The sequence below is a fragment of the Archangium sp. Cb G35 genome, assembly GCF_001896145.1.
In the GTDB taxonomy this organism is placed as follows: Bacteria; Myxococcota; Myxococcia; order Myxococcales; family Myxococcaceae; genus Archangium; species Archangium violaceum.
Genome location: NZ_MPOI01000002.1, coordinates 187,118 through 211,877, shown reverse-complemented (window position 1 = coordinate 211,877; position 24,760 = coordinate 187,118). Strand labels below are relative to the sequence as shown.

General features: G+C 68.7%; 21 protein-coding genes. 12 read left to right on the top strand and 9 right to left on the bottom strand.

Going from position 1 to position 24,760, the window contains the following annotated elements:
- Window positions 1-14 precede the first annotated feature (14 nt).
- From BO221_RS55355 to BO221_RS07215, 4 genes are read right to left on the bottom strand one after another with little or no spacing between them, the layout of a single operon-like run.
- Entirely contained in the window at window positions 15-188 is a 174-nt protein-coding gene (locus tag BO221_RS55355) for a hypothetical protein (RefSeq protein WP_198956073.1), read from the bottom strand.
- A 12-nt stretch (window positions 189-200) separates the two neighbouring features.
- Entirely contained in the window at window positions 201-1,418 is a 1,218-nt protein-coding gene (locus BO221_RS07225) for a hypothetical protein (protein ID WP_073559647.1), read from the bottom strand.
- A gap of 4 nt (window positions 1,419-1,422) precedes the next feature.
- Window positions 1,423-2,046 carry an exopolysaccharide export protein EpsY gene (gene epsY / locus BO221_RS07220; RefSeq protein WP_073560244.1) on the bottom strand — a complete coding sequence of 208 codons (624 nt, stop codon included), beginning with the start codon at window positions 2,044-2,046 and terminating at the stop codon, window positions 1,423-1,425.
- A gap of 8 nt (window positions 2,047-2,054) precedes the next feature.
- Entirely contained in the window at window positions 2,055-3,707 is a 1,653-nt protein-coding gene (locus BO221_RS07215) for an oligosaccharide flippase family protein (RefSeq protein ID WP_233165762.1), read from the bottom strand.
- Between the two features lie 169 nt (window positions 3,708-3,876).
- Between BO221_RS07215 and BO221_RS07210 the strand changes: the two genes are divergently transcribed.
- Together BO221_RS07210 and BO221_RS07205 are read left to right on the top strand one after the other, a co-directional pair.
- The gene (locus BO221_RS07210) at window positions 3,877-4,596 is read left to right on the top strand and encodes a TIGR02269 family lipoprotein (RefSeq protein ID WP_073559645.1); all 720 of its coding nucleotides are present in this window, start codon (window positions 3,877-3,879) and stop codon (window positions 4,594-4,596) included.
- Entirely contained in the window at window positions 4,559-5,323 is a 765-nt protein-coding gene (locus tag BO221_RS07205; protein ID WP_369864470.1) for a double-CXXCG motif protein, read from the top strand. Before BO221_RS07210 ends, BO221_RS07205 begins: the two co-directional genes overlap by 38 nt.
- Before the next feature lie 41 nt (window positions 5,324-5,364).
- Here the strand turns inward: BO221_RS07205 and epsZ are convergent, their stop codons facing one another.
- Window positions 5,365-6,927, bottom strand: a complete 1,563-nt coding sequence (gene epsZ / locus BO221_RS07200) for an exopolysaccharide biosynthesis polyisoprenyl-phosphate hexose-1-phosphate transferase EpsZ (protein WP_369864469.1) — start codon at window positions 6,925-6,927, stop codon at window positions 5,365-5,367.
- Between the two features lie 319 nt (window positions 6,928-7,246).
- Entirely contained in the window at window positions 7,247-8,803 is a 1,557-nt protein-coding gene (locus tag BO221_RS07195; protein ID WP_073559643.1) for an energy transducer TonB, read from the bottom strand.
- 93 nt (window positions 8,804-8,896) lie between these two features.
- On the opposite strand from BO221_RS07195, the gene BO221_RS07190 reads away from it, so the two are divergent.
- The 3 genes from BO221_RS07190 to BO221_RS07180 are packed head-to-tail and all read left to right on the top strand — an operon-like array spanning window position 8,897 to window position 12,944.
- A complete protein-coding gene (locus BO221_RS07190) occupies window positions 8,897-9,682 on the top strand; it encodes an HAD family phosphatase (protein ID WP_073559641.1) in 786 nt (261 codons plus the stop codon).
- The gene (gene otsB, locus BO221_RS07185) at window positions 9,682-10,494 is read left to right on the top strand and encodes a trehalose-phosphatase (protein ID WP_073559639.1); all 813 of its coding nucleotides are present in this window, start codon (window positions 9,682-9,684) and stop codon (window positions 10,492-10,494) included. The genes BO221_RS07190 and otsB overlap by 1 nt, the downstream gene beginning before the upstream one ends.
- Window positions 10,491-12,944, top strand: a complete 2,454-nt coding sequence (locus BO221_RS07180) for a glycoside hydrolase family 65 protein (RefSeq protein ID WP_073559637.1) — start codon at window positions 10,491-10,493, stop codon at window positions 12,942-12,944. The genes otsB and BO221_RS07180 overlap by 4 nt, the downstream gene beginning before the upstream one ends.
- An 18-nt stretch (window positions 12,945-12,962) precedes the next feature.
- On the opposite strand, the gene BO221_RS07175 is transcribed toward BO221_RS07180, so the two are convergent.
- Both BO221_RS07175 and BO221_RS07170 read right to left on the bottom strand, forming a co-directional pair.
- Window positions 12,963-14,876, bottom strand: a complete 1,914-nt coding sequence (locus BO221_RS07175) for a M4 family metallopeptidase (protein WP_143195317.1) — start codon at window positions 14,874-14,876, stop codon at window positions 12,963-12,965.
- 136 nt (window positions 14,877-15,012) lie between these two features.
- On the bottom strand, window positions 15,013-16,254 hold the full coding sequence (locus BO221_RS07170) for a cytochrome P450 (RefSeq protein ID WP_073559634.1): 1,242 nt from the start codon (window positions 16,252-16,254) through the stop codon (window positions 15,013-15,015).
- A 346-nt stretch (window positions 16,255-16,600) separates the two neighbouring features.
- Between BO221_RS07170 and BO221_RS07165 the strand changes: the two genes are divergently transcribed.
- The 6 genes from BO221_RS07165 (at window position 16,601) to BO221_RS07140 (ending at window position 23,239) form a co-directional block, all read left to right on the top strand.
- Window positions 16,601-17,125, top strand: a complete 525-nt coding sequence (locus BO221_RS07165; protein WP_073559633.1) for a GNAT family N-acetyltransferase — start codon at window positions 16,601-16,603, stop codon at window positions 17,123-17,125.
- A gap of 86 nt (window positions 17,126-17,211) precedes the next feature.
- Window positions 17,212-19,098: a glycoside hydrolase family 15 protein gene (locus tag BO221_RS07160; RefSeq protein ID WP_073559632.1), complete on the top strand. Its 1,887-nt coding sequence runs from the start codon at window positions 17,212-17,214 to the stop codon at window positions 19,096-19,098.
- A gap of 56 nt (window positions 19,099-19,154) precedes the next feature.
- A complete protein-coding gene (locus BO221_RS07155) occupies window positions 19,155-19,937 on the top strand; it encodes a site-specific DNA-methyltransferase (RefSeq protein WP_233165760.1) in 783 nt (260 codons plus the stop codon).
- 21 nt (window positions 19,938-19,958) lie between these two features.
- Entirely contained in the window at window positions 19,959-20,414 is a 456-nt protein-coding gene (locus BO221_RS07150; protein WP_073559631.1) for a PD-(D/E)XK nuclease superfamily protein, read from the top strand.
- Between the two features lie 160 nt (window positions 20,415-20,574).
- Complete coding sequence (locus BO221_RS07145) at window positions 20,575-21,549, top strand: NADPH:quinone oxidoreductase family protein (protein ID WP_073559630.1); 975 nt, start codon at window positions 20,575-20,577, stop codon at window positions 21,547-21,549.
- 52 nt (window positions 21,550-21,601) lie between these two features.
- On the top strand, window positions 21,602-23,239 hold the full coding sequence (locus tag BO221_RS07140; RefSeq protein WP_073560241.1) for a long-chain fatty acid--CoA ligase: 1,638 nt from the start codon (window positions 21,602-21,604) through the stop codon (window positions 23,237-23,239).
- 19 nt (window positions 23,240-23,258) lie between these two features.
- Here BO221_RS07140 and BO221_RS07135 read toward each other — a convergent pair whose 3' ends face one another.
- Entirely contained in the window at window positions 23,259-24,176 is a 918-nt protein-coding gene (locus BO221_RS07135; protein WP_073559629.1) for a phosphotransferase, read from the bottom strand.
- 247 nt (window positions 24,177-24,423) lie between these two features.
- Here BO221_RS07135 and BO221_RS07130 point away from each other — a divergent pair, with 247 nt between their 5' ends.
- A complete protein-coding gene (locus BO221_RS07130) occupies window positions 24,424-24,663 on the top strand; it encodes a hypothetical protein (protein ID WP_073559628.1) in 240 nt (79 codons plus the stop codon).
- The last annotated feature ends 97 nt before the right edge of the window (window positions 24,664-24,760 follow it).

The following is a 24,760-nucleotide window of genomic DNA, read 5'->3' as shown; positions in this document are numbered from 1 at the left end:
TCTCAGGCCTTTTCTCAGTCTTCCAGCTGCGTCCAGACCGACAGGACGAGGAAGGCATAGAGGAAGTTGTACGCCACGAACAACGCCACCGCCCGTTTTACGCCACGCACCGCGTTGCGCTCGCGCGCCGCCAGGCTCGGCAGGATGAGGACGGCGTATAGCACCGACATCAGGATGAACTTCTTCATGGCCTGGTGCGCCTAAAGCCTACCACGATCATAACGGACCACCAATCCAACACTGGTGTACCACTGGGCGGCCGGTTGGCTGCCGATGACCACGTGTTTCGTCCAGGTGTACACGCCCTTGCCCTGGGCGTAGACGTACCGTGAGAACGGCAGGGGCCACAGCGCCTCGGCCTCGGCGCGCAGCTCGGCATCGCCGCGATGGACGCCCGCGGTGAAGGGGTGGGCATAGCGGAGTTTTCCCAGCACCTTGGCCTCGCGCCGGCCCTTCCATTCCAGGTCCAGGCCCACATCGGCTCGGGGGATGAGCTTGGTGGTAAGGGGATCCATGTAGGGCAGGTACCGCGCGCGCACCTTGGCCTGCACGGGCCAATGGTTGCCAAGGGGAACGGGAGTCTTGAGGGTAGCCTCCAAGGTGGGCATCGCCAGGTTGGTCGGCAACTCGCCGGGCGAGCGGTGGTACACCCGGCCCGCCGCGACACCGGCCTCGACACTCAGGTCCACCAGGGGCGTGAACTGGTGCTGGATGCCCGGGGCGAACTGGAGCAGCGAGTTGTGGTTTCCGGTGGAGAACTCCACGTCCCGGCCGTACAGCGACAGCGTGAAGTAGTCGCGGCGCGTGGCGCCATAGAAGGACTGGAGGCGCAGCTCGGGGTAGCGCTGCTGCGGATAGGCCGCGCTGCCGCGCCGCAGCGGGCGCACGGGACCCTCCAGCAGACCGTTGACGACCCAACCGATGGTACCGGCCACCGACAGGCGCTTGATGCCGAGCGACGTCCAGAAGCCGGCCGCGGTCTCCGTGTAGACGTAGGCACTGTCCGTGCGGGTGGCGCCCACGGGAGTCACCGGCAGGCCGATGGTGCCGACGCCCGCGTAGTTCTCGAGGGGGAAGGCGCCGAAGGTGGTGGTGTGGACGCCAATCAGCGCGAAGTCGCGGCGAATCTTGTAGTCAGCGCGCGTGTAGACGGACTGGAGGATCTCCAGCGACGGCTTCAGGAACGACTGACGGATGAGGAACTGCGGCTCGTAGGAGAACTTCACCTCGAGGAGGTTGGTGTAGAGCACGCCCTCCAGCCGCGGCACGATCATCAGATCCGTCACCACCGGGGATGTGGACGTCTCGGTGAGCAGCGGCGTGCGGATGACGGACTCGACGCGGGCCGAGGCCTTGTATTTGACGGCCGGGGCGGAGGCCACCAGCAGCCAGCCGAGGGCCAGTGCAGGCAGCGCCATGGGCTTACTCCACCACCATCACGTCGCCCGTCTTCAGGCGGAAGGTGGGCGCGGAGCCCTCGCTGCGGGTGAGGGCCTCGTAGGTGAAGCGGATGCGCACGGGGGTGGCGTAGCCGGGCTCCTTGCGCAGCACGTAGATGGCGTCGTCGCGCGCGTAGTCGGTGAAGCCGCCGGCCTCGGAGAGCGCCTGCAGCGGGCCGGAGCCGGAGTCGAGCAGCTTCTTGCCCGGGTTGCGCACCTCGCCGAGCACGGCGATCTTGATGGGCTGGGCCTCGTCCACGATGACGGTGACGACGGGGTTGGCCACCAGGTCCTTGAGCTTCTGCTCCATGGCGCGGGCGAGCGCGGCGGGCGTCATCCCGGCGGCATCCACGTCGTTGAGCAGCGGCAGGCTGATGCGGCCATCGTCACGCACGCGCAGGCGCGAGGAGATGTCGCGCTGGTTCCACACGTTGACGTTGAGCACGTCACCCCTGCGGATGAGGTAGCTGTCGTCCTGCTGCTGGGTCTGGGGCTCGCGGTAATCATCCACCCAGACGAAGCGGCCCGGCTTGTAGCAGGCCGGCAGCAGCAGGAGCGTGGCCAGCAGGGACCAGCGGCGGAGGGAGTTGCGGGAGGGCAGGCTCATGGCGGGCTTCATGCGGCGCGGACCTCGTCGGAAGAAGGAGATCCGGAGGGAGTCGGGCCGGCGTCGGGCTTGGACTTGCGGCGGTTGCGCACCAGGCGCACCAGGCCGAGGACCTCGTCCTTGCGCACCGCGCCGGTGAGGAGGATGAGAGACACGTAGAGCAGGCCGTCCACGACGAGCCGGGCCAGGCCGCGTGCCAGGTCTCGCGAGTCCAGGCCCAGCTGGCCCAGCAGCAGGTGGGCGGCGGTGACGGCGGCGCATACCCCCACCGTCTTGCCCAGCACGGCGAGGCTGCGCGCGTCCCACGCCCGCGAGCCGATGGCGTACACGAGGACGATGGTGACGATGATTTCGTAGAGGGCCAGGGAGGTGGCCGCGGCGCTCGCGCCTCCGGTGAGGCCCCGCCACTGCATGAAGGGGCCGATGAGCACCAGGTTGAGCACCAGCTTGAGGCCCACGGCCAGCACGGTGGTGCGCGTCACCGTCCACGGGCGGTTGGCCGCCATCAGCCAGCTGCCACACACGGTGGCCACGTAGGTGAAGACGAAGATGGGGGCCAGCAGCCGCAGCACCGGGGCGGCGGGCAGGTAGGCCTCGCCGATCAGCAGCCGCACCCACGTCTCGGCGCCCAGCGCCAGCGCCAGCGTCACCGGCACGGACAGCGAGACGATGCCCTCGAGCCCCCGGCGGAGGATGCGGGTGAACTCCTCCTGGGAGCTGGCCGCCGCGCGGGACATCATCGGCAGCAGCACCCAGCCGAGGATGGGCGAGAGCAGCATCGTCATGCCCGCGATGCCCCAGACGGCGCCGTAGTAGCCGACCTCGGTGGTGTTCGCGAGGGTGCCCAGGACGAAGATGTCCAGCGGGCCATTGCTGGCCAGCGCCGCGTCGTTGAGGAAGAAGGGCAGGGCGGCCAGCAGCACCACGCCGGTGGCGCGCAGGTCCAGGCGCAGCCGCAGCCCGGCATGCTGGCGCGTGAGGCGGAAGAGGAAGACCGTCTTGAAGATTTCCGCGGCGATGAAGGGCGCGGCCAGCCACGGCAGGGGAGCGCGCAGCAGCAGCAGCGTGGCCAGACCAAAGCCCCAGATGCACTTCATCAGGATGTGGGCCACGGACAGGCCGTCCACCTTCTCGTGCGCGTGCAGCACCGCGGCGAGGATGGCGTTGAGGCGGAAGAAGAACTGGTAGACGCCGAGCGACAGCGCCAGGGTCCGCACCTCGGGAGGCGCGCCGCGCAGGTGCATCACCAGCGCCAGGGCGCCCAGCAGCAGCACCGCGAGCACGGTCTGCAACAGCAGGGTGCCACCGAAGAACTCGTTGGCGTGCTCCTTGCGGACGGCCACCTCCTTGCGGATGTAGACGTCCAGACCCAGCGCGCTGAGGATGAAGAAGGCGGTGGCGGTATTGGTGGCCCAGTTGTACTGGCCGAAGCTCTCGGGGCCCAGCAGGCGGGGAACCAGCACCTGCAGACCGAACCCGATGACGTACGTCACCAGCAGCGACCCGCCCAGCTTCAGGGCGTTGCGCAGGGGCGTGTGGGTGTCCACCGGTGCGGGTACGGCCCGCGGGGTGGCCGCCTCGCTCGTCTGGGGCGTTTCGATGACGGGTACCTCAACGGGAATGGCCGAGCGCAGTGAACGACACAGGTACCCCCCCGTCAAATACACGGCTACATGTCTGTAGGGCGGACGGGCGGGCCTCTCACCCCCTGAGAGGGCCCTGTAGGATGGACGGCAGGGTGACTGCCCGCCCGCCGGGCTTGCTGGTCAGGAGGGCGCCCATGGAGACGATCCTCCTGCGGGGCACGCTGCTGTAGCCGCGAGGCGTTTCATGAACGAGAAGAGCTGGTGGGGGTTGCTGCTCGGTGTGTTGCTGGCCGGGTGCGCGGCCTCGGAGCCGGCGCTGCGCGAGCAGGAGGCGGAGGGGGAAGCGGCCGATACGTGCCTGACCCTCCTGTGTGACGAGGAGGTGTGCGGCTTCTTCCGCTGCGAGGACGTGGCCGGGGCCATGGCCGTGAGCGAAGGCGCGGAGGTTGCGCCCGGCGGCGTGGTGAAGGTGCTCGACATGCAGGGGCTGGGTGTGTACCCGCCCGGTTACAGCGGTTCACCCATGAGGTACTGGGGCCGGCCGCTGCCTCTGCAACGGGAGCAGGGTGCCGTCTTCATCATCCCCTGGCGGAACCACCACCTCCGCAAGCTGCTGCCGAGCCAGAAGCAGCTCATCGATGAGGCCAACAGGAAGCTGAACCGGCCTCACGACAAGCACCACATCTTCCCGCAGGAGTTCAAGAAGTGGTTCGACCGCAGGGGTATCAACATCCATCAATGGACGATGTTCATCGAAACGGAGCTACACCAGCGCATCCACTGCGGTGAACGTGGTGGCCCCTGGAACGCGGCGTGGCGGCAGTTCAAGCTGGCCAATGAAACAACCGCGACGAAGGAAGAAATCTGGCAGCACGCCTGGGAGCTGTGTGTGCGCTTCGGCCTGATGGCTCCCCTGCAGCCGTATTATGGCAAGACGCAGTTGCATCCCCCCATCCCATTCTGAGGAGAAGATGAAGTACTACCGGCTGGACTCTGTTTCGTACGAGAGTGTGCGCTACACGGGGGAGTACAGGGCCGAGCGGAGATGGGGTCTGCCCGGGCTGCATTGCCCCACGTGTGGTGGAGACTGCGTTGGCTTGGAGTTCTACCCAAGCGTCGACCTCTCGGGTTTGCCAGCGGCGAAGCAGCTCGAAGCGGCGTGGCAGGAAACGGACGTCGAGAAGTTCGAACGCTTGAGGCAGTTGGTGAAGCCTCTGGCTCCGGCCTGGGCTCGTCTGGCTCCTGGGGCCAGCTTTGGTCCACTCACCGGCTCAGCGCATGGCCGCTTCGCGCAGATCTACACGCTGGACGGTGACACGGTGCTCATCCGCCGCGAGGCGTTGGAGCAACTCCAGGCGGAGGGGCTGCGGGAACTGAAGGGAGTCCGCACAGGCCTTCGTTTCAGGCAGAAGAACGCGCCGGAGTTGCTGGAACTGGAGGTGGAGATGCATGGCCTCTTCCACCCGGACTGCCTGCCACCCGGCAAGGTCGACCCTTGCGGCACATGTGGCTGCTATCGCTTCGCCCTGCCCAAGCAGCCTCTGCTCGACGGAGCCTCGCTGCCGGAGCACCTGGATGTGTTCCGGCTGCGCAACTTCACCAACGTCATCGTCATCACCGAGCGCTTCGCGGACACCCTGAACCGGCTGGGCTTCGAGGAGTTCTCCCTGCGCGAGCTGCCCGTGCGCTGAGTCCCCAGTCCTGGGACCCAGCGCTTCACCACCGCCCCTGACTAGCTCGCGCCGCTGCCGGTGAGCACCACCGGCACCGTCTTGAGGATCAGGTTGATGTCGTTCTTCAGGCTCCAGTGGTCGATGTACTGCATGTCCAGGTACATCCACTCCTCGAACGAAATCTGATTGCGGCCGGAGACCTGCCAGATGCACGTCAGGCCCGGGCGCACCGACAGCCGGCGCCGCTGCCACGCCGCGTACTTCTCCACCTCGCTCGGGATCGGCGGCCGCGGCCCCACCACGCTCATCTCGCCGCGCAGCACGTTGATGAGCTGCGGCAGCTCGTCGATGGAGTACTTGCGGATGAACCGGCCAATCCGCGTGATGCGCGGATCGTTCTTCATCTTGAAGACCGGACCCGTCTGCTCGTTGAGCGCCTCCAGCTTCGCCTTCAGCTCCTCGGCGTTCACCACCATGGAGCGGAACTTGAGCATGTGGAACGTCTTGCCGTGCAGCCCCACGCGCTTCTGCTTGAAGAAGATGGGCCCCCGGCTGGTGAACTTCACCCCCAGCGCCACACCAATCAGCAGCGGCGAGAGCACCGCCAGCGCCGCCGCCGAGCTGACGATGTCGAACAGCCGCTTGAGCGCCATCTGGTGCGGCCGGAACGCATGCGTCATGAAGTGCAGGTAGCCGTCGGAGATCGCGTGGTCATCCACCGGCCGCGCCCGATCGAACCGGAAGTGGTACGCCGGCAGCGCGAACGGAATGCCGAAGTTCTCGCACAGCTTCACCGCCGCCTGCATCTCCGCCGAGTGCTTCAGCATGTTGCCGGCGATGTACACCTCGTCCACCGGCACCGTGCACAGGATGTGCTCCAGATCCTTCGCCGTCCCCAGCACCGGCGCAGGCGGCGCCGCCGTGGACGACTCGTTGCTGAAGCTCAGGAAGCCGATCACCTTGCGCCGGTGCTTGTTGTTCAGATCCTCGCCCGTGAGCCGGCCCATGGCCCCCACGCCCAGGATGAGCACCTCGTCCAGCGGCTCCTCCTGCACCGACAGGTTCCGGAACAGCTTCAGGCGCAACAGCGCCACCGACGGCCACAACAGCGGCGGGAACAGGCTCAGCGCGACGATCCACGACTCGGTGCCCATCACCAGTCGCGTGACGAAGAGCACCACCGTCACCACCATCACCTGGATGGAGATGAGCGCCAGATCATCCAGCCGCTCGCGGTCCGCGAAGCGCACGTCATAGAGGCACAGCGCCGTGCCCACCACCAGCCACGACACCACGCCCACCCCGAGCAGCACCCACACATCCGTGCGCTCCAGGTGCAGATCGTGCCCCATCATCGTCGTGGAGATCAGCAGCGCGGCCACCACCAGCACCACGTCCACCGCCAGGTTCAGCTTGGCGGCGAACCCCGGAGCGAAGCGCGAGGGCGGTGACTCGGGCTTGGGGCCCACCACCGCCAGCTGCTTCTCCGTCGTCTCCAGGCCCGGCGGTGGCGTCTCGGCGGGTCCCAGCCCCGGCGGCGGCGTCTCGGCGGGAGCCAACCCATTGGGTGGGGTCTCCGCGCCCGCGCGTGCGCTGGTCGAGGGCGGCTCGCTAGAAGTCACGTCAACTTGAGATGCGGGTCGCATGGAAGCCTTCCCTGATTCAACGCCAACAGAACCGCATGATAGGGGCCCTCGACGCCCTGAAAAAGCCAGGGATCGCGAACTGTTAAGACGACACACGCCCTTCGTCGCGCGGTGCGCAGCGTAAAAGGCTGTCCGGAAATCCGTCAACCCTCCCTGGATTTTTACATTTTGGGCGTTGCTCCCAGTGGACACGGGTTCGCCCCGCAGTCCGAGCACACACGTGCCGTACTTGTAGGGGCATGGGATGTGCACGTCATGAAAAGGACGTGTTGGGTCCTCCATGCCCCGGCTCCCGCTACTGCTTCTCCGGGAGCTGGTAGTCCGCCACCCATCCCGTGGGCGTGCGCACGAAGGCGAGCTGGTGCCTGGAGGCCGTACGGGCGGCGGAACCCTTCTGGGCCCAGCGCTCCAGGGCCTCGAGGCGTTGTGCCGTGTCCCTGGCGGTGAGTAGCCCGGGTTCATGAAGCCGCAGATCCTCCGAGGAGGGCGACCGCTGCACGAGGTAGAAGACGATCACGTTCTCCACGACACGTGTTTCCGTGATCTCACACCGGACATGGTGAGCCAGGTCCGCGTAGAGGCCAGGCACGTCGAAGTCCGTATGCGGTACCCGGGAGGGATTGCTCTGGAGGAAGTCGAGATCCTCCTGCCGGATGAGGCTGGACGGGTTCACGCCTTGCGGAAGGCGCGAGGCCACGGGCGCCTCGAGCATGTGGTGCGTGCAGAGGAAGAGCGCCTTGTCGCGCAGCCCCCATTCGGCGGCTGGCCTGGGGAGATCGCGCAACTCCCTGAGCACGGGGAGGGGCTTGTCTTCTCGGGGAAGCCACAGCCGGATGTTGAAGGTGTAATCGACCCGGACAGGCTTGCCTTGAAAGAGCACGGGCGTGACGCGATGTTGATGCAGACTGGTGAGTATCGCGTCGTTCATGTACGGGAGGGGCTTGATGATGCGGCACCGGGTCACCCAACCCGTTTCGATGATGACGCACTTGGCGATAACCAGTCCCTGAACCTTGGCGGCGAGCGCGTCGGCCGTGTAGACGGGCGGGGGTCCCTCGAGCTTTTCGGGCCGGGTCATGCCCGCGCCAAAGGAAAGCGCATCGCCGAATCCGGAATCGGCGTTGAGCCGCAGTGCTTCACTGATGCGTTCCTCCGGGGTCCCGTCCGTCATGCCGGCGGCGGGAACTCGTGACTCTGTCCGGGCTGGGTCCGAGGAGGCGGGAGGCACGGGCTTGCGAACGGGAGTCCTGGATGCGCGCGCAGACGGGAAGCGCCGGGCTTCTTCCGGGAGTCGATAGTGGGCGCGCCAGCCCCGGGGCGATTGGAAGAAGCGGAGCAGGTGCCGGGAACTGACGGTCTCGGGTTTCGACTGTTGCATCCAGAGCGCCAGGGCCGCTCGACGCTCTTCTGGCGAGGACGGTTGGAGGACCTGCTGTGGCAGTTGCCGGGCATCCCACCGGGGCTGTCGTTGCTCGACCCAGACGTCCAGGAGAAAGCCGCGTGTGCCCGCGAAGGTGACGTCGCACTCGACATAGCGTGCCAGCTCCGCATGGAGGCCCGGCCTGTCGAGCTCCGACACGGGAATCAGCGAAGGCTCCTTCTGTATGAAGTCGAGGTCTTCCTTTCGAATGTAGAGGGAAGGATCGACCGCCTCCGGAAAGCGGGAGGGCACGGGCATCAGGAGCTGCTGGTGTTGACAGAGCAGGAGCGCTGTCTCCTGCACTTCCATCGGCAACCGCAGCGTGGCCTGTGGCTTCGCGGACTCTCGTCCCGCCGAGCATGCGGGCAGGGCCGCGGGTGCCAGCAGCAGGAGGAAGAGTCTCGTCCACATCGGGTATCGCAGGCTGAACATGCTCCCCATCCTAGGAGTGACAGGCCGCGAGAGGTGTGACGGTTGTATGGGCGGGAGCCCTGGTGGGGAGGGGCAACCCGCACCGGGGTCATCATGTCCACCTCCGAGCCGTCCGCTTCCGCCGCCGTCGTGTTGTCGCGTCGTGACCTGGACGCGGCCTTGTTCGACCTCGATGGCGTGGTGACGCGCACGGCTCAGGTTCATGCCGAGGCGTGGACGCGCCTGTTCGATGCGTACCTGGAATCGCATGCGCGGCGGAGGGGCGGTCCCTTCCGGCCCTTCACGGCGGAGGACTACCAGCGCTACGTGGATGGCCGGCCGCGCCTGGATGGCATCCGCTGCTTCCTGGAGAGCCGGGGCCTCACGCTGCCCGAGGGCTCGCCGGAGGAGGGCCCCGAGGCGGAGACCGTGCAGGGGCTGGGCAAGCGCAAGAATGGCTACTTCCTCGGGGCGCTGGCGCAGCGGGGAGTGGAGGTGTTCGCCGGGGCGGTGGGGCTGCTGGAGCGGCTGCGGGCCGCGGGCTTCCGCACGGCGGTGGTGTCGGCCAGCCGCAATTGCGAGGCGGTGGTGCGGGCGGCGGGGCTGGAGCACCTCTTCGACGCCCGGGTGGACGGCGTGGAGGCGGGCAGGCTCGGGTTGCCGGGCAAGCCAGCGCCGGACACGTTCCTGGAAGCGGCACGACGTTTGCGCGTACCTCCAGAGCGCGCGGTGGTATTGGAGGATGCGCAGGCCGGTGTGCAGGCGGGCAGGCGAGGTCACTTCGGGTTCGTCATCGGCGTGCGCCGCGCGGGGCCGGAGGGGTCACTGGTGCGGGCCGGTGCCAACGTGGAGGTGGCGCATCTGGCCACCGTGAAGGTGGAGAAGGAGATCCCTGAGTGATGCGGCCCATACGGGAAGTGCCCTCGGCGCTGGCGCGGTGGGACGAGGTGTCGCGGCGGCTGGAGGGCCGGCGGGTGGCCTTCTTCCTCGACTATGACGGCACGCTCACGCCCATCGTCCCCAACCCGGAGGACGCGCGGCTGTCGGAGGACATGGTGTCCACCCTGGTGGCCCTGGCCCGGCACTACCCGGTGGCCATCGTGAGCGGGCGGGACTTGCCGGTACTCGAGGACTTCGTGGGGCTGACGGGCGTGTACTACGCGGGCAGCCACGGCTTCGACATCAAGGGGCCGGGCGGGCAGGCCTTCCAGTTGGAGGAGGGCCGGGCGCTGTTGCCGGAACTGGACGCGGCGGAGCGGGAGCTGACGTCGGGCCTGGCGGACATTCCGGGCGCGAAGCTGGAGCGCAAGCGCTTCAGCGTGGCGGTGCACTGGCGGCACGTGGCGGAGGCGCGGTACGCGGAGGTGGAGCGGGTGGTGGACGCGGTGCTCGCGCGCCATCCGCGGCTGCGCAAGGGCGGCGGGAAGATGGTGTTCGAGGTGCAGCCGGACATCGACTGGCACAAGGGCCGGGCGGTGCAGTGGCTGCTGCGCTCCCTGGGCCTGGAGAGCCGGGACGTGCTGCCGGTGTTCATGGGCGATGACCTCACGGACGAGGACGCCTTCCAGGTGCTGGAGGGGCGGGGACTCGGGGTGGTGGTGCGGGGCGAGGTGGAGCGGCTCACGGCGGCGGACTACGCGCTGGAGGACGTGGAGGAGGTGCGTCAGTTCCTGGAGCGGCTCATCACCCGGGCGGGAGGAGCGACGCGATGAATGGGCCGCACTGGCTATTTACCTACGAGGGCTTCGAGCCGGGCAGGGAAGGGCTGCGCGAGGCGCTGTGCACGCTGGGCAATGGCTACTTCGCCACGCGCGGGGCGGCGCCGGAGGCCGAGGCGGACGAGACGCACTACCCGGGGACGTACCTGGCGGGCGGGTACAACCGGCTGAAGACGGACCTGGCCGGACGGGTGGTGGAGAACGAAGACCTGGTGAACATGCCCAACTGGTTGCCGCTCACCTTCCGGTTGGAGGGCGGCGACTGGTTCAACGCGCAGGCGGTGCGGCTGCTGGAGTACCGGCAGGTGCTGGACCTGGCGCGGGGGCTGCTGTTGCGCACGGTGCGCTTCGAGGACAAACGGGGACGGCGCACGCGGGTGGAGCAGCGGCGCTTCGTTCACATGCGCGACAAGCACCTGGCGGGGCAGGAGTTGGTGCTGGTGCCAGAGAACTGGAGCGGCCGGGTGCACGTGCGCTCGGCGCTGGACGGGCGGGTGGTGAATGGCGGCGTGCCGCGCTACCGGCAGCTCAACTGCAAGCACCTGCGGACGCTGGTGACGGAGGAGGTGGACGCGGAGACGCTGCTGCTCGAGGTGGAGACGGTGCAGTCCCGCCTGGAGGTGGCCGAGGCGGCACGGACGCGGCTGTACGTGGACGGGCAGCCGGCGAAGGCGCAGCGGGGGCTCGCCGTGGAGGAGGGCTACCTCGCGCACGACTTCACGCTGGAGCTGCGCGAGGGCCAGCGGCTGGCGGTGGAGAAGGTGGTGGCGCTGTACTCGTCGAGGGACCTCGCCGTGTCGGAGGCGGCGATGGAGGCCCGGCACGCGGTGGAGCATGCGCCCGCGCGTTTCGACGAGCTGGTGGAGACGCACGTCCGGGCCTGGTCGCACCTGTGGCGCCGAAGCGACCTGGACCTGGCGCTGGACGAGCCGGACCACATCCACACCACGTTGCGATTGCACATCTTCCACCTGTTGCAGACGGTGTCTCCGCACACCATCGACCAGGACGTGGGGGTGCCGGCGCGCGGGTGGCACGGCGAGTCGTACCGCGGCCACATCTTCTGGGACGAGCTGTTCATCTTCCCCTTTCTCAACCTGCGGCTGCCGGCGCTGACGCGGGCGCTGCTGCGCTATCGCCACCGGAGGCTGCGGCGGGCGCGCGAGGCGGCGCGGGAAGCGGGTTTCCGCGGGGCGCTGTTCCCCTGGCAGAGCGGCAGCGACGGGCGCGAGGAGAGCCAGCGGGTGCACCTCAATCCCCGCTCGGGGCGGTGGGTGCCGGACGTGACGTGGCTGCAGCGGCACATCAACGCGGCCATCGCCTACAACGTCTGGCAGTACTACCAGGCCACCGCCGACACCGAGTTCCTGTACTTCTACGGCGCGGAGATGCTGCTGGAGCTCGCGCGCTTCTGGGCGAGCATGGCCCGGTGGAACCCCGAGCTGCGGCGCTATGAGATTCTCGGCGTGATGGGGCCGGACGAGTACCACACCGGCTACCCGGATCGGCCCGAGCCAGGGCTGGACAACAATTCCTACACGAACCTCATGGCGGTGTGGGTGTTGTGCAAGGGATTGGAGGTGCTCGAGCTGCTGCCCGGTGAGCGCCGGGATGAGCTGCTCGAGACGCTGCAGTTGGGCCCCGAGGAGCTGGCGCACTGGGAGGACGTGAGCCGGAAGATGCGGCTGGTGTTCCACGAGGACGGCGTGCTGAGCCAGTTCGAGGGCTACGAGCAGCTCGAGGAGTTCGACTGGGAGTCGTACCGGGCGCGCTATGCCGACATCCAACGGCTGGACCGGATTCTGGAGGCCGAGGGCGACTCGCCCAACCGCTACAAGCTGTCGAAGCAGGCGGACGTGCTGATGCTGTTCTACCTGTTCTCGGCGGAGGAGCTGGAGCAGCTCTTCGAGCGGCTGGGGTACCCGTTCGACCACGAGATGATTCCGAGGACGGTGGACTACTACCTGCAGCGGGCCTCCCATGGCTCGACGCTGAGCGGGGTGGTGCACTCGTGGGTGCTGGCGAGAAGCGATCGTCCGCGCTCGTGGAAGCTGTTCACCGAGGCGCTGCGGAGTGACATCTCGGACGTGCAGGGCGGGACGACGCCGGAGGGCATCCACCTGGGCGCCATGGCCGGCACGGTGGACCTGATGCAGCGGGCCTATACGGGCATCGAGGTGCGCGGGGACGTGCTGCACTTCAATCCGAACCTGCCCGAGGGGCTGACGCGGCTGAAGTTCCTGCTGCGCTACCGCAAGCACATGGTGGAGGTGGAGATCACCCAGGACAAGCTGGTGCTCGACAGCCGGTGGCCCGCGCCCGCGCCGCTCGAGTTCGCGCTCCGGGGCCAGCGCTACCAGCTCCAGTGCTGCGAGACGCGGGAGTTCCCCATCCAGAAACCCCCGGTCTCGCCCGAACCGGAACTGCACGGCGCGGGCCCCTGAGCGCCCGCGCCCGAGGGCTCAGTACGTGCCCTTGAGGGAGACGCCCGAGAAGGTGCTGTAGGCGCGGAGCATGACGTACATACGCTGGGCCGTGATCTGCGCGGCGATGTTGCACGTCTCGGCGTTGCCGCTCAGGTACGGACGGCAGTTGTACGAGGAGGTGCTGGGCGCCGCGCCGATGCGGACGTAGAGGTCCGCATCACCCGTGCCGCCGCTGCTCACGAAGGTCGAGGCGCGTGAGGCGGGCACGTCCAGGTAGTAGTGCTTCTCGGCGCCCGTGGAGGCCGACTGGCCGGTGAGCGCCACGCCGTTGGTCAGCGCGGTGGGCAGCGGCGGAGGAAGGCCCACGCCCACGGCCTGCCAGGCCAGGCTCACCGCGTTCTGCTCGAACGAGCCGGAGCCGTAGAGCATGGCGGCGGCCTGCTCGGTGTACGTCTTCGCCTGGGCGAAGGTGGTGGAGGCCGTGAAGAGGTCGCGGTTGGCGCGGTAGAAGATCTGACCGGCCTTCTGGCAGCCGATGGCCGGGACCTCGATATCGGTCTTGCCACGCGGGTGCTTGCCGCCCGTCACCAGCAGCTTGAAGACGAGGTTGACGATGCCCGAGTTCCAGTGCACGCCGCCGTTGTCGGACGTACCCGTGTAGCGCTCGGGGTAGTAGTCCTTCGACGAGCCGTCCTGTGTGGGGTTGTCCATGTAGCGGAGCGCGTCACCCGGGGTGTTGGGCGTCCACACGTCGTCACCCACCAGCCACACGGGCCGGTCCCAGACCCAGTTCTTCTGCCAGCACTCGCAGTAGGCGCCGAAGATGTCGCTCAGGCCCTCGTTGAGCGCGCCGGACTCGTTGGCGTAGGTGAGGTTGGACTCGGAGCTGGTCACCGCGTGCGTCAGCTCGTGCACCGTCACGTCCTGCGACTTGCCCAGTGGAGCGGCGTCCACGCCGTTGCTGTCGCCGTACACCATCTGCGTGCCGTTCCAGAAGGCGTTGGTGTAGTTGGTGCTGTAGTGCACCGTGCTGCGCAGCTGCGCGCCCGCGCCGTTGTACGAGTCGCGGCCGAAGTTCTGGTAGTAGCACTGATACGTGGTGCCCAGGTGGATGTAGTTCTCGTCCACATGGGAATCGCCCGTGGCCGCGCCGCCCTCGGAGCGCTTGAGCGTCCCCGGCAGCGAGGTGCCGTTGTTGGACGAGTACACCGCGCGGCTCTGCGCCGAGTAGATCTCCGTGTTGCGGCCCTCGATGGCTCCCGTCAGCGCGTTCACGTAGACGCGGTCCCGGATGGGCAGGTCCAGGCCCTCGCCCGTCACCACCACCTCGTAGACCAGCTTCAGGCGGTCATCCTGTCCGGAGCGGATGTACACCAGCCGGGCCTCGCCCTCGGAGGCGATGTGCCTGCCCGAGGTGCTGTCCAGGGCGGCGACCCTGGCGGCCTCGCCGGAGATGCGCGCCTTCGCGGGGGCGGACTCGCCATCCCGCGCCGTGCCGTTGACCGCGAAGACCTGGCCGGCCGGGTCTACGTGAAGGATGAGCTCCTGGCCCACCACCTGGAGGCCATTGCGCATCTGGCCGTAGCGCAGGTGTGTGTTGCCCTGCTCGTCCACGGAGACCCGGCGCACGATGAGGTTCGAGGCATCCATCCGGAACGCGGGCGCGATGCGCGCCAGCACGGTGCCGACCCGCGCATGGGCCTCGGGCGCAGACAGGCCCTTCACGGACGTGCCCGCCGAGCCGAGCCGGCCCCGAATCATGTACGGCACGCCGTTGTCGTGGGCTCCGAGCACCTCCGCCGAGGGCAATGCGGCCAGCGCCGCCCGGAGGTCCGCGGTGGAGCCGATGTCATCGGCGTGCTCCTGGGCGGCGGACGTCTCCTGGGTCTCCGGGGTGTGGCAGGCCGTGAGCGTCAGCGAGAGACAGGCTGCGAGCATCCGGGTACGCATGCGGTGTTTCCCCTTTCCCGGCGGCGGCATGCCACCGAAAGAGGGAATCATGCGTGCCATTCACGCCCGTAATCAATCCATGTCTTGGAATCCCCGGGCTCGAGTGTCCGCACCCGCTCGCATGCCCCGGGGTGTATCACCACCGCACGGGCAGCGACTCGAAACCCCGGAAGAGCAGCCCGCCCGCCTTGATGCGCGGCGTCCGCGTCTCGTCCAGCCGCAGCTCCGGCATGCGGTGCAGCAACTCCTCGAAGGCGATCTCCAGCTCGCGCCGGGCCAGACCGGCCCCCAGGCAGTGGTGCGGCCCGAAGCCGAAACTCATGGACTTCTGCTGGTGGGGATCCCTCGTGATGTCGAAGCGGTCCGCGTCCTTGTAGGCCGCCGGGTCGTGGTTGGCCGCCGCCAGCCCCAGGAACACCACGTCTCCCTTGCGGATGGTCCGGCCGCGCAGCTCGATGTTGTCCACGGCGATGCGGTGCACGAAGGGCACTGGCGGGGCGAACCGCATCATCTCCTCGATGGCCGGCTTGAGCAGCGTGGGCTCCTTGCGCAGCAGCGCGAGCTGGTCCGGGTTCGTGAGCAGCTCGTACAGGCCGTTGCCGAGCTGATCCGTGGTGGTGAGGTGCCCGGCCGCGAGCAGCAGGCCGGTGTTGGCCACCACCTCCTCCGTCGTCATCCCGCCCTGCTCCTGCGAGCGCAGCATGTAGCTGACGAGGTCGTTCCCAGGCTCGCGGCGGCGCTCCTCGACGAGGGCCGTGAGGAACTGGTTGATCTTCGCCTGCCCTTCGTTGGCCTGGCGGGCGGCCTCCACGATGTTCCGGGCCGCGCCCGTGCTGGTCAGCTGCGTCACCGCGTCGCCCCACTGCTGGAGGCGCTCACGGTCCTCGGCCGAGATGCCGAGCAGCTCCGCGATGACGAGCGGGGGCATCTGGTAGAAGACCTCGGGAACCAGGTCCGCCTCGCGCCGGTGGCGCAGCTTGTCCAGGTGCGTCACCAGGGTGCGGTGGATGAGCGGACGCCAGCTGTCGAGCACATGCGGGGCGAAGGCCGCCGCCGTCTGCCGGCGCGGTTTCAGGTGGGCCGCTCCGTCCTTGCAGGCCATCTGCCGCTTGAAGGTGTCGGTGACCTCGCGGATGGACTCGGGGCTCAAACCCATGAGCTGGAACTGGTGCTCCAGCACCCTGGCCCGGTCCGCGCTCAGCCGCGAGTCCCTCAGCCCGTTCATCACGTCGTCGTGCCGCGTGAGGAACCACCCGTGCACCACGTCCGACCAGTGCACCGGATCCTGCTCCCTCAACTCCTTGTAGAAGGGAACGGGGTCGAGCAGGTTCTCCGGATCGACAGGATTGAGTTGGAGCTTCCGGGCCGCGCTCGCCATGGGGGTTCCCTCCTCACATCCACCAGCGATTACCCGTCTGGCGGAGTGTGCCTGAATCGCACCGTTGTCTTGGTTTGATATGCAGATGCCGGGCCAGAGACGAATGCAACACATTGGCCGACATCGCGAGGGTCGAAAGCATGGGATTCCAGCGCGCTTCGTTTGTAGGGCTGGGTATGTGTCTGGGTGCAAAGCCGCTCGAATCGTGGCCCGGGGGCAGGGTGGCTGGAGACTCCTGGGTCACGTGGCACCCAAGTTGTGGAAATCCACGAGGGAAATGTCACGGGACGGTCGCGAGGCGGCCCTGGAGTCCGAGCGGAATGGGCCGTGGTAGAGGGGCGCTCGCATGAACACGGAATTGTTGAAGCGGGTGGTCATCCGCGAGGCGCGGCCCGAGGACGACGCGGCCATTGGCGAGTTGCTGGTGGAGGCGTTCGTGACCCAGTACGCCAAGAAACTACCCGAGGTGGTGTATACGGACGCGCGCAAGCAGAGCCTCCGGGACACGGCGGGCAAACGCGCGGTGGCGAAGGTGCTGGTGGCGGAGCTGGAGGGGCGTGTGGTGGGGACGGTGGCGCTGTGGCCGCCGGGGGCGCCCGGCTCGGAGGCGTGGCTGCCGGGCGCGGCGGACCTGCGGCACCTGGCCACCGCGGTGGAGCTCCATGGGCAGGGCCTGTCCGATCCGCTGATGGAGGCGGCCGAGCGGGTGGCGCGTGAGTGGGGCGTGCCCGCCATCTGCCTGCACGTGCGCCGGGGCGCGGCCGGCGTGGCGCGCATGTACCAGCGCCGGGGCTTCACCCGTGAGCCCTCGGCGGACCTCGACACGCCCAGCGTGTACCTCGAGGCCTACGTGCTGAGATTCCAGGGCTAAGGCGAGTGCCCGCTCGCCCTCCCGCTGGGGAGAGGACGAGGAGCCTGGAAGCGCATGCCTAGATTCAGGGCGAACGGGGGACATTCATGCGCGCGCCGCCCATCTCCGACTACGCCTTGCTGTCCGACTGCCACTCGGCCCTGCTCGTGAGCCGCCGGGGCTCCGTGGATTGGCTGTGCTACCCCCGCTTCGACTCGCCCTCCGTGTTCGGCCGGCTGCTGGGCGCGGAGGCGGGGCACTGGGTGCTGCGGCCGGTGAAGGGCCGCTCGCGCCGGCGCTACCTCGAGCGCACGCTCGTGCTGGAGACGCTGCACCACACGCCCACCGGCATCGCCGTGCAGGTGGAGGCCCTGGCTCTGGGCCGGGGCAAGCGCGAGCACGACCTGGGGGCCGACGCTCCCGGCATGGTGCTGCGCCGGGTGATGTGCGTGGAGGGGCAGGTGGAATTCGAGACGGAGTTCACCCCTCGTCCCGAGTACGGCCTGGTGCACCCGCTGCTGCGCGAGGTGGAGGGCGGCGTGCTGGCGCAGGGCGGCGCGGACCGGTTGCGGTTGTCCTCGCCGGTGCGCCTGAGCTTCGGGGATTGCAGTGCGTCCGGGCGCTTCACCCTGCGGGCGGGGGAGTCCGTGTGCTTCGCCCTGGAGCACCGCGCGTCCTGGGAGCCGCATCCGCGGGCCTGGAATCAGCGGGAGCTCCACGCGTGGCTCCAGGACACCGTGATGGGGTGGCGCAGCTGGTCGGACATGCATCAGAACTACGAGGGCCCCTGGCGCGAGCTGGTGCACCACAGCGGCCGCGTGCTGCAAGCGCTCACCTTCCAGCCCACGGGTGCCATCGTCGCCGCGCCCACCACCTCGCTGCCCGAGGCCGTCGGCGGCGAGCGCAACTGGGACTACCGCTACACGTGGCTGCGCGACACGAGCCTCACGCTCGAGGCGCTCTGGGTGGCCGCCTGTCCGGACGAGGCCTGGCGCTTCTTCGACTTCCTCACCTCGGCCCTCACGCAGATGCACCGGGGAGAGGACCTGCAAATCATGTTTGGCATTGGCGGCGAGCGCGACCTGAGCGAACGCGAGCTGCCGCACCTTCCCGGGTGGCGGGGCAGCGGGCCGGTGCGGGTGGGCAACGGCGCGTGGAGGCAGCGGCAGTTGGACGTCTACGGCGAGGTGCTCGCGGCGGCGCACCGGCTGGAGCCGCAGTTGGACGGGTTGGACGAGGCGGGGCGGCGATTCCTGTGCACGCTGGCGGACACGGCGGCGGACCGCTGGGTCGAGCCGGACCAGGGCATCTGGGAGATGCGTGGCCCGCCACGCCATCACCTCTACTCGAAGTTGATGTGCTGGGTGGCGATGGACCGGGCGCTCGCGTTGAAGGACATGCTGGGCGCGGACGCGGAGCGCGTGGCGCTTTGGAAGCGGGCACGGCGCGACATCCGCGCGGCCATCCTGGAGCACGGGTGGAACGCGCGCGTGGGGGCCTTCACCCAGTCCTTCGACTCGGACGTGCTGGATGCGTCGGCGCTGATGCTGCCCATCGTCGGCTTCCTGCCGGCGGGAGATCCCCGGATGCGGGCCACGATGGAGGCGATCGCCACGGACCTCACGGATGAGCGGGGACTCGTGTACCGCTACCGGATGGAGGACGGGCTGGCGGGCGAGGAGGGGACCTTCTTCCTGTGCACCTTCTGGCTGGCGCAGGCATACGCCCTGGCCGACGACGTGGAGCGGGCCCGGGAGACCTTCACGCAGGCCGTGGAGTTCGTGAACGACGTGGGGCTGCTGTCCGAGGAGGTGGAGCCCGAGAGCGGCGAGCTGTTGGGCAACTTCCCGCAGGCCTTCAGCCACATCGGCCTGGTGAACGCGGCGTGGGCCATTGCCCAGGCCGAGGAGCGCCGCCGGTGGCGCCTGGCCTCGTCCACGCGGGGCACCAGGCCGGTGGGGGCGTGGGCGGGTGCCCCAGGGCAGGGACCTTGATCTGATCGTTCCTGGATACTCCCGTCCGACCCCTGGGGGAGGGCGGGCGCCGGGGGATGTCATACTCCCCGGGTACGCTGGCCTCGCGCCGGTCGTCCCCGGTGCACATTCCCATGCCCCGTTACCGCTTGTCGCACAGTGATGCCGTCGAATGGCTCCGCACCCTGCCGGAGTCCTCGGTGGACCTCGTCATCACCGACCCCGCCTACGAGTCCCTCGAGAAGCACCGCGCCATCGGCACCACCACGCGCCTCAAGCGCAGCAAGGCGTCCAGCAACCTCTGGTTCCGCATCTTCCCCAACGCGCGCTTCCCCGAGCTGTTCGCCGAGGTCTGGCGCGTGCTCAAGCGGGACTCGCACTTCTATCTCTTCTGCGATCCCGAGACGATGTTCGTCGCCAAGCCGCTCGCCGAGGCCGCGGGCTTCCGGTTCTGGAAGCCCATCGTCTGGGACAAGCAGCACATCGGCATGGGCTACCACTACCGCTCCCGCTACGAGCTCATCCTCTTCTTCGAGAAGGGCCGGCGGCGGTTGAGCGACCTGGGCGTGGCGGACGTGCTGCCCGTGCCCCGCATCCACCGCGGCTACCCGGCGGAGAAGCCTCCCGCGCTCAGCGAGGTGCTCATCCGCCAGAGCAGCTCGCCCGGTGACGTGGTGGTGGACCCCTTCATGGGCTCGGGCTCGGTGGGCGTGGCGGCGGCGCGGCTCGGGCGCGACTTCCTGGGCACCGACATCTGTGACGAGGCGCTCGACATCTCCCACATGCGGCTGCGCGCCGAGGGGGCGGTGCCCGAGGAGGCAGCGGACGCGCACGGCATGCGCCTCGCCCGGAGCGGGTGAGGCCAGACGGGAGGGGCCCGGATGACTGGACACGAATACGCGGACCTGGTGGCCAGATACGTCGTGAAGAACTTCGCCTCGCGCGGCGTGAAGGTGTACCGCGAGGTGCAGCTCGGCAAGACACTCACCGGCCGCGGACGGCGCGTTGACATCTTCGTGCTCGAGCCCACCACGCGCACCGCGCTCGCCATCGAGTGCAAGTTCCAGGGCAGCGTGGGCACCGTGGACGAGAAGATTCCCTTCGCCCTCCAGGACCTGGAGAGCATGCGCCTCCCCGTTTGTGTCGCCTACGCGGGCGATGGCTTCTCCCAGGGCATCCTCCACATCCTCTCCGCCTCGCCCATCGCCGCCTATTGCCTCCCAGGCTACAAGTCACTCGCTCCCTCGAATGACACACGCGAGCTGGACTCCATCCTCGCCATGACCTTCAAGTGGTGGGATGTGCTCGTGCGCGGCAAGAAGCGCGTGGCCCTCTGAATTCCTCGCCGGGAATTGCTTGGAAATCTCGTCTCCAACCGCTTACACGGCCTCCCGGGAGTGATACGGGTATTGGCAGCGACGCGCGTGGGTTGGACGGAGTAGTCTGCTCCCCCTACATTTCGAGCGGCCTTACACGTATGGCCGGGGGAGCAACATCATGCGCGCGCTGCAGCTCGAGCGGTTGGACGGTCCCGAGGGTTTGAAGCTGGTGGACGTGCCGGAGCCCGAAGCGGGTGACCAGGTGCTCATCGACGTGGTGGCGGCCGGGGTGAGCTTTCCGGACCTGCTGCTGACCCAGGGCAAGTACCAGATGAAGCCGCCGCTGCCCTTCGTGCCGGGCGTGGACGTGGCCGGCGTGGTGCGCAGCGCACCGGCGGGCGCGGGCGTGAAGGCCGGAGACAAGGTGATGGCCTTCACCATGCTCGGGGGCTGGGCGGACGTGGTGGCGGTGGCGCCGGGTATGACGTTCCGCATCCCCGAGGGCTGGAGCTTCGAGGCCGCCGCGGGCACGGTGATGAACTACCACACGGCCTACTTCGCGCTGCACCGGCGCGGCCGGCTGCGCACCGGCGAGACGGTGATGATCCACGGCGGGGCCGGAGGGTTGGGGACGGCGGCCATCCAGGTGGCGCGCGGCTCGGGGGCGCGGGTGTTCGCGGTGGTGAGCACCGAGGAGAAGGCCGAGGTGGCGCGCAGCGCGGGCGCGGACCGGGCCTTCCTGTCCTCGGGCGACTGGGTGTCGCGGGTGATGGACGCGACGAAGGGCAAGGGCGTGGGCATGGTGTTCGACTCGGTGGGCGGGGACATGTTCGACCAGAGCATCAAGTGCGTCGCCCCCGAGGGCCGGCTGCTGGTGGTGGGCTTCGCGAGCGGACGGATTCCCGAGGTGAAGGTGAACCGGCTGCTGCTCAACAACATCGACGTGGTGGGCGTGGCGTGGGGTGCCTTCGTGATGCAGAAGCCCCAGTACGCGGCGGAGGCCGGCAAGGCGCTGGCGGGGCTCGCGGACAAGGGCTTCGTGGAGCCGGTGGTGAGCAAGGTGTTCCCCCTGGAGCAGGCCGCTGACGCCCTGCGCGAGCTGGAGTCCCGCCAGGCCACCGGCAAGGTGGTGCTGCGTCTCCGGGAGGGGTGAGCCGCGCGTTTGGAGGTAGCATCGGTGCCCTCTTCCCATGGGGGATGCACCGATGCTCACCGGACGCATGATGGACTTCCCGCTCACGCTCACCCACTTCCTCGAGCGTGCCCGCACCTACTTCGGCCGCTCGGAGATCGTCAGCCGCCAGCCGGACAAGACGCTCCACCGCTATACCTACGCCGACTTCTACCGGCGCACCTGCAAGCTCGCCCATGCGCTCACCCGGCTCGGCGTGAAGCCGGGCGACCGCGTGGCCTCGCTCAGCTGGAACCACCACCGCCACCTGGAGCTCTACTTCGCCGTGCCCTCCATGGGCGCCGTCATCCACACCCTCAACCTCCGGCTCCACCCCAACGATCTCGGCTACATCGCCCGCCACGCCGAGGACCGCGTCATCGTCGTGGACCGCTCGCTGCTGCCGCTCCTCGAGAAGTTCATCGCCGCCGTCCCCTCCGTCCAACACGTCATCGTCATCCCCGATGACGGCCCCACCCCCGACGGCCGCCTCGACTACGAGAAGCTGCTCGCCCCCGAGCAGGACTCCTTCTCCTGGCCCGAGCTCGATGAGCGCACCTCGGCGATGCTCTGCTACACCTCCGGTACCACCGGCAACCCCAAGGGCGTCCTCTACTCCCACCGCTCCTGTGTGCTGCATGCGCTCGCCCTGTGCATGACCGATACCTTCGGCATCGGCGAGCCGGACGCCATCCTCCCCGTGGTGCCCATGTTCCACGCCGCCGCCTGGGGCATGCCCCATGCCGCCGTCTTCACCGGCGCCCGGCTCGTCTTCCCCGGGCCCCACCTCGATCCCACCTCGCTGTTGGACCTCATGGCCGGCGAGCGCGTCACCCTCGCCGCCGGCGTGCCCACCATCTGGCTCGGCATCCTCGCCCTGCTCGACCAGGAGCCGAAGCGCTGGGACTTGCGCACCGTGCGCACCATGGCCATCGGCGGCTCGGCTGCGCCCCCGGCGATGATCGCCGGCTTCCTCCACCGCCACGGGCTCATCGTCACCCACGCCTGGGGCATGACCGAGCTCAACCCCGTGGGCACCATCGCGCGCCCCCGCCGCCACCACGAGCATCTGCCGCAGGAGGACCGGCTCGCCATCCGCGCCACGCAGGGCTTCGCCCTCCCGCTCGTCGAGGTGCGCCACGTGAGCGATGACGGAAAGGTGCTCCCCTGGGACGGCTCCACCATGGGCGAATTGGAGGTGCGTGGGCCCTGGGTCGCCTCCTCGTACTACGGCGGCGAGGGCCCGGATCGCTTCACCCCGGATGGCTGGTTCAAGACGGGGGATGTCGTCACGCTCGACACGGACGGCTACGTGCGCATCACCGATCGCTCCAAGGACGTCATCAAGTCCGGCGGCGAGTGGATCAGCTCCGTGGACCTGGAGAACGCCCTCATGGCCCACCCGGCCGTGCTCGAGGCCGCCGTGTTCGCCGCCAAGGACCCCAAGTGGGACGAGCGCCCCCTGGCCGCCGTCGTGTTCAAGCCGGGCCAGTCCGCCTCCAAGGACGAGCTCGCCGCCCACCTGGAGAAGCGCTTCGTGAAGTGGTGGCTGCCGGATGACTACGTCTTCATCCCGCAGATTCCTCGCACCTCCACCGGCAAGTTCCTCAAGACGAAGCTGCGCGAGGACTACGGCAACTACCTGCTCGAGACACAGCGCAAGAACAACTGACGTCCCGGCGCCGCCCGCTTCAGCTGGCGGCGCCTTGGCGCAGGGCGTCCCAGCCCACCCGCGCGATGGCCTCGTCTCCCTCGGCGTCTCCGTAGAGCACCAGCGCCACCCCGTAGTGGAATGCCCGGAAGCGCGCCCGGTCCCACGTGGCCTCGTCGATGTCCCCGTAGGCCTCGCGGAACACGCCTCGTGCCTCCGGCGGCAGGAAGGTGAAGGCCAGCGTCAGATCGATCGCCGGATCTCCCAGGTGCACGTCTCCCCAGTCGAACACCCCCGTCACCGTGTGGTGCTCGTCCACCAGCAGGTGTCTCGCGTACAGGTCCCCGTGCACCCAGCACGCGCGCCGCTCCCAGCGCGGTGTGTCCACCAGCCGGGACAGCCAGGCCCGAATCGCTTGCCCGTCCATGTCCGGGTGGGCCGCTTCCACCTTCTCCAGCCGCTCGAGGATCATCGGCGCGCGCTTGTGCAGGTCCGCCCGGGCCAGCTCGTCTCCCGGGCCTCGCGCCAGTGTCTCGTCGTCCACCGGAATGCCGTGCAGCGCCCGTAGGAAGCTCCCGAGCGCCGCGGCGTTGCGCAGCCGCTCCCCGGGCGTCCATGCCACCGTGCACGCGGTGACTCCGGGCAGCAGCGCGTACCCGGCGAAGGGGTAGGGGTAGTCGCCCTCGGGCCGGCCGTGCCACACCGGCTCGGGGATGCGCAGCGGCAGGTGGGGCGCCAGCCGCGGAAGGATGCGCGTCTCGTTCTCCAGCAGCGGTACCGCCACCTTCCGGCGCGGGAAGCGGAACACCCACTGCCCGTTCACCACGTAGGCCGTGTTGTCCCAGCCCGTTCCCAGGTGCTCCAGCCGTGCCGGGGCCAGCGACGGACACTGCCGCTCCACCAGCCGCGTGGCTTCCTCCTGCGTCAGGTGGATGTCCGCTTCCCACACCGGTGCCATGGCTTCCTCCTCGCTCGTTGTAATCCGCCAGCATCCCCGGGTGGAGTGTGCCGCGCCCGGCCGTGAGGTCCCCTCTCCCTCTGGGAGAGGGTGCTGTGGCGGAACGCCTCAGTCTCCCGGAATGCCTCACCCACTCCTGTGGCGGAACGCCCCGGTGCCCCTGGCACTGCTCGTTCCCTCCCGAGGCGGACCCGGATGGCACACCCGTCGCAATGGCCCCCTCCGTCATTCCCCGGAGGTGGGCGCCATGAAGGTCGGTACCAAGGTGATGTGGCTCGCGATCGTGGCCGGCATTCTCATGGCCACCTGCGCCGTCCTCGTTCATCGGTGGAGCCCCGGGAACACCGCCCTCATGTCCCTGAGCCTCGTCCTCGCCCAGCTCGCCGCCCTCCTCCTCCCGTTTCAGCGCTCCCGGGAACTCACCACCCAGGCCAAGGTCATCCGCGCCCCCGAGGCCCGCTCTTCACGGCCCTCGTCCCGCTCGTAAGGGGTACAACCTGGGATCCGAGATACCCTCACCCCGTCCCTCTCCCGGAGGGCGAGGGGATATTGAGGACCTCGGGTTCTCCGTGTGTCCGTGCTGC

What these genes read in the sequence shown, in the direction of transcription:
- BO221_RS55355 (WP_198956073.1), bottom strand. Translation starts at nt 188, where the DNA reads ATGAAGAAGTTCATCCTGATGTCGGTGCTATACGCCGTCCTCATCCTG.
- BO221_RS07225 (WP_073559647.1), bottom strand. Translation starts at nt 1,418, where the DNA reads ATGGCGCTGCCTGCACTGGCCCTCGGCTGGCTGCTGGTGGCCTCCGCC.
- epsY (WP_073560244.1), bottom strand. Translation starts at nt 2,046, where the DNA reads ATGAGCCTGCCCTCCCGCAACTCCCTCCGCCGCTGGTCCCTGCTGGCC.
- BO221_RS07210 (WP_073559645.1), top strand. Translation starts at nt 3,877, where the DNA reads ATGAACGAGAAGAGCTGGTGGGGGTTGCTGCTCGGTGTGTTGCTGGCC.
- BO221_RS07205 (WP_369864470.1), top strand. Translation starts at nt 4,559, where the DNA reads ATGGCAAGACGCAGTTGCATCCCCCCATCCCATTCTGAGGAGAAGATG.
- BO221_RS07195 (WP_073559643.1), bottom strand. Translation starts at nt 8,803, where the DNA reads ATGTTCAGCCTGCGATACCCGATGTGGACGAGACTCTTCCTCCTGCTG.
- BO221_RS07190 (WP_073559641.1), top strand. Translation starts at nt 8,897, where the DNA reads ATGTCCACCTCCGAGCCGTCCGCTTCCGCCGCCGTCGTGTTGTCGCGT.
- otsB (WP_073559639.1), top strand. Translation starts at nt 9,682, where the DNA reads ATGCGGCCCATACGGGAAGTGCCCTCGGCGCTGGCGCGGTGGGACGAG.
- BO221_RS07180 (WP_073559637.1), top strand. Translation starts at nt 10,491, where the DNA reads ATGAATGGGCCGCACTGGCTATTTACCTACGAGGGCTTCGAGCCGGGC.
- BO221_RS07175 (WP_143195317.1), bottom strand. Translation starts at nt 14,876, where the DNA reads ATGCGTACCCGGATGCTCGCAGCCTGTCTCTCGCTGACGCTCACGGCC.
- BO221_RS07170 (WP_073559634.1), bottom strand. Translation starts at nt 16,254, where the DNA reads ATGGCGAGCGCGGCCCGGAAGCTCCAACTCAATCCTGTCGATCCGGAG.
- BO221_RS07165 (WP_073559633.1), top strand. Translation starts at nt 16,601, where the DNA reads ATGAACACGGAATTGTTGAAGCGGGTGGTCATCCGCGAGGCGCGGCCC.
- BO221_RS07160 (WP_073559632.1), top strand. Translation starts at nt 17,212, where the DNA reads ATGCGCGCGCCGCCCATCTCCGACTACGCCTTGCTGTCCGACTGCCAC.
- BO221_RS07155 (WP_233165760.1), top strand. Translation starts at nt 19,155, where the DNA reads ATGTCATACTCCCCGGGTACGCTGGCCTCGCGCCGGTCGTCCCCGGTG.
- BO221_RS07150 (WP_073559631.1), top strand. Translation starts at nt 19,959, where the DNA reads ATGACTGGACACGAATACGCGGACCTGGTGGCCAGATACGTCGTGAAG.
- BO221_RS07145 (WP_073559630.1), top strand. Translation starts at nt 20,575, where the DNA reads ATGCGCGCGCTGCAGCTCGAGCGGTTGGACGGTCCCGAGGGTTTGAAG.
- BO221_RS07140 (WP_073560241.1), top strand. Translation starts at nt 21,602, where the DNA reads ATGCTCACCGGACGCATGATGGACTTCCCGCTCACGCTCACCCACTTC.
- BO221_RS07135 (WP_073559629.1), bottom strand. Translation starts at nt 24,176, where the DNA reads ATGGCACCGGTGTGGGAAGCGGACATCCACCTGACGCAGGAGGAAGCC.
- BO221_RS07130 (WP_073559628.1), top strand. Translation starts at nt 24,424, where the DNA reads ATGAAGGTCGGTACCAAGGTGATGTGGCTCGCGATCGTGGCCGGCATT.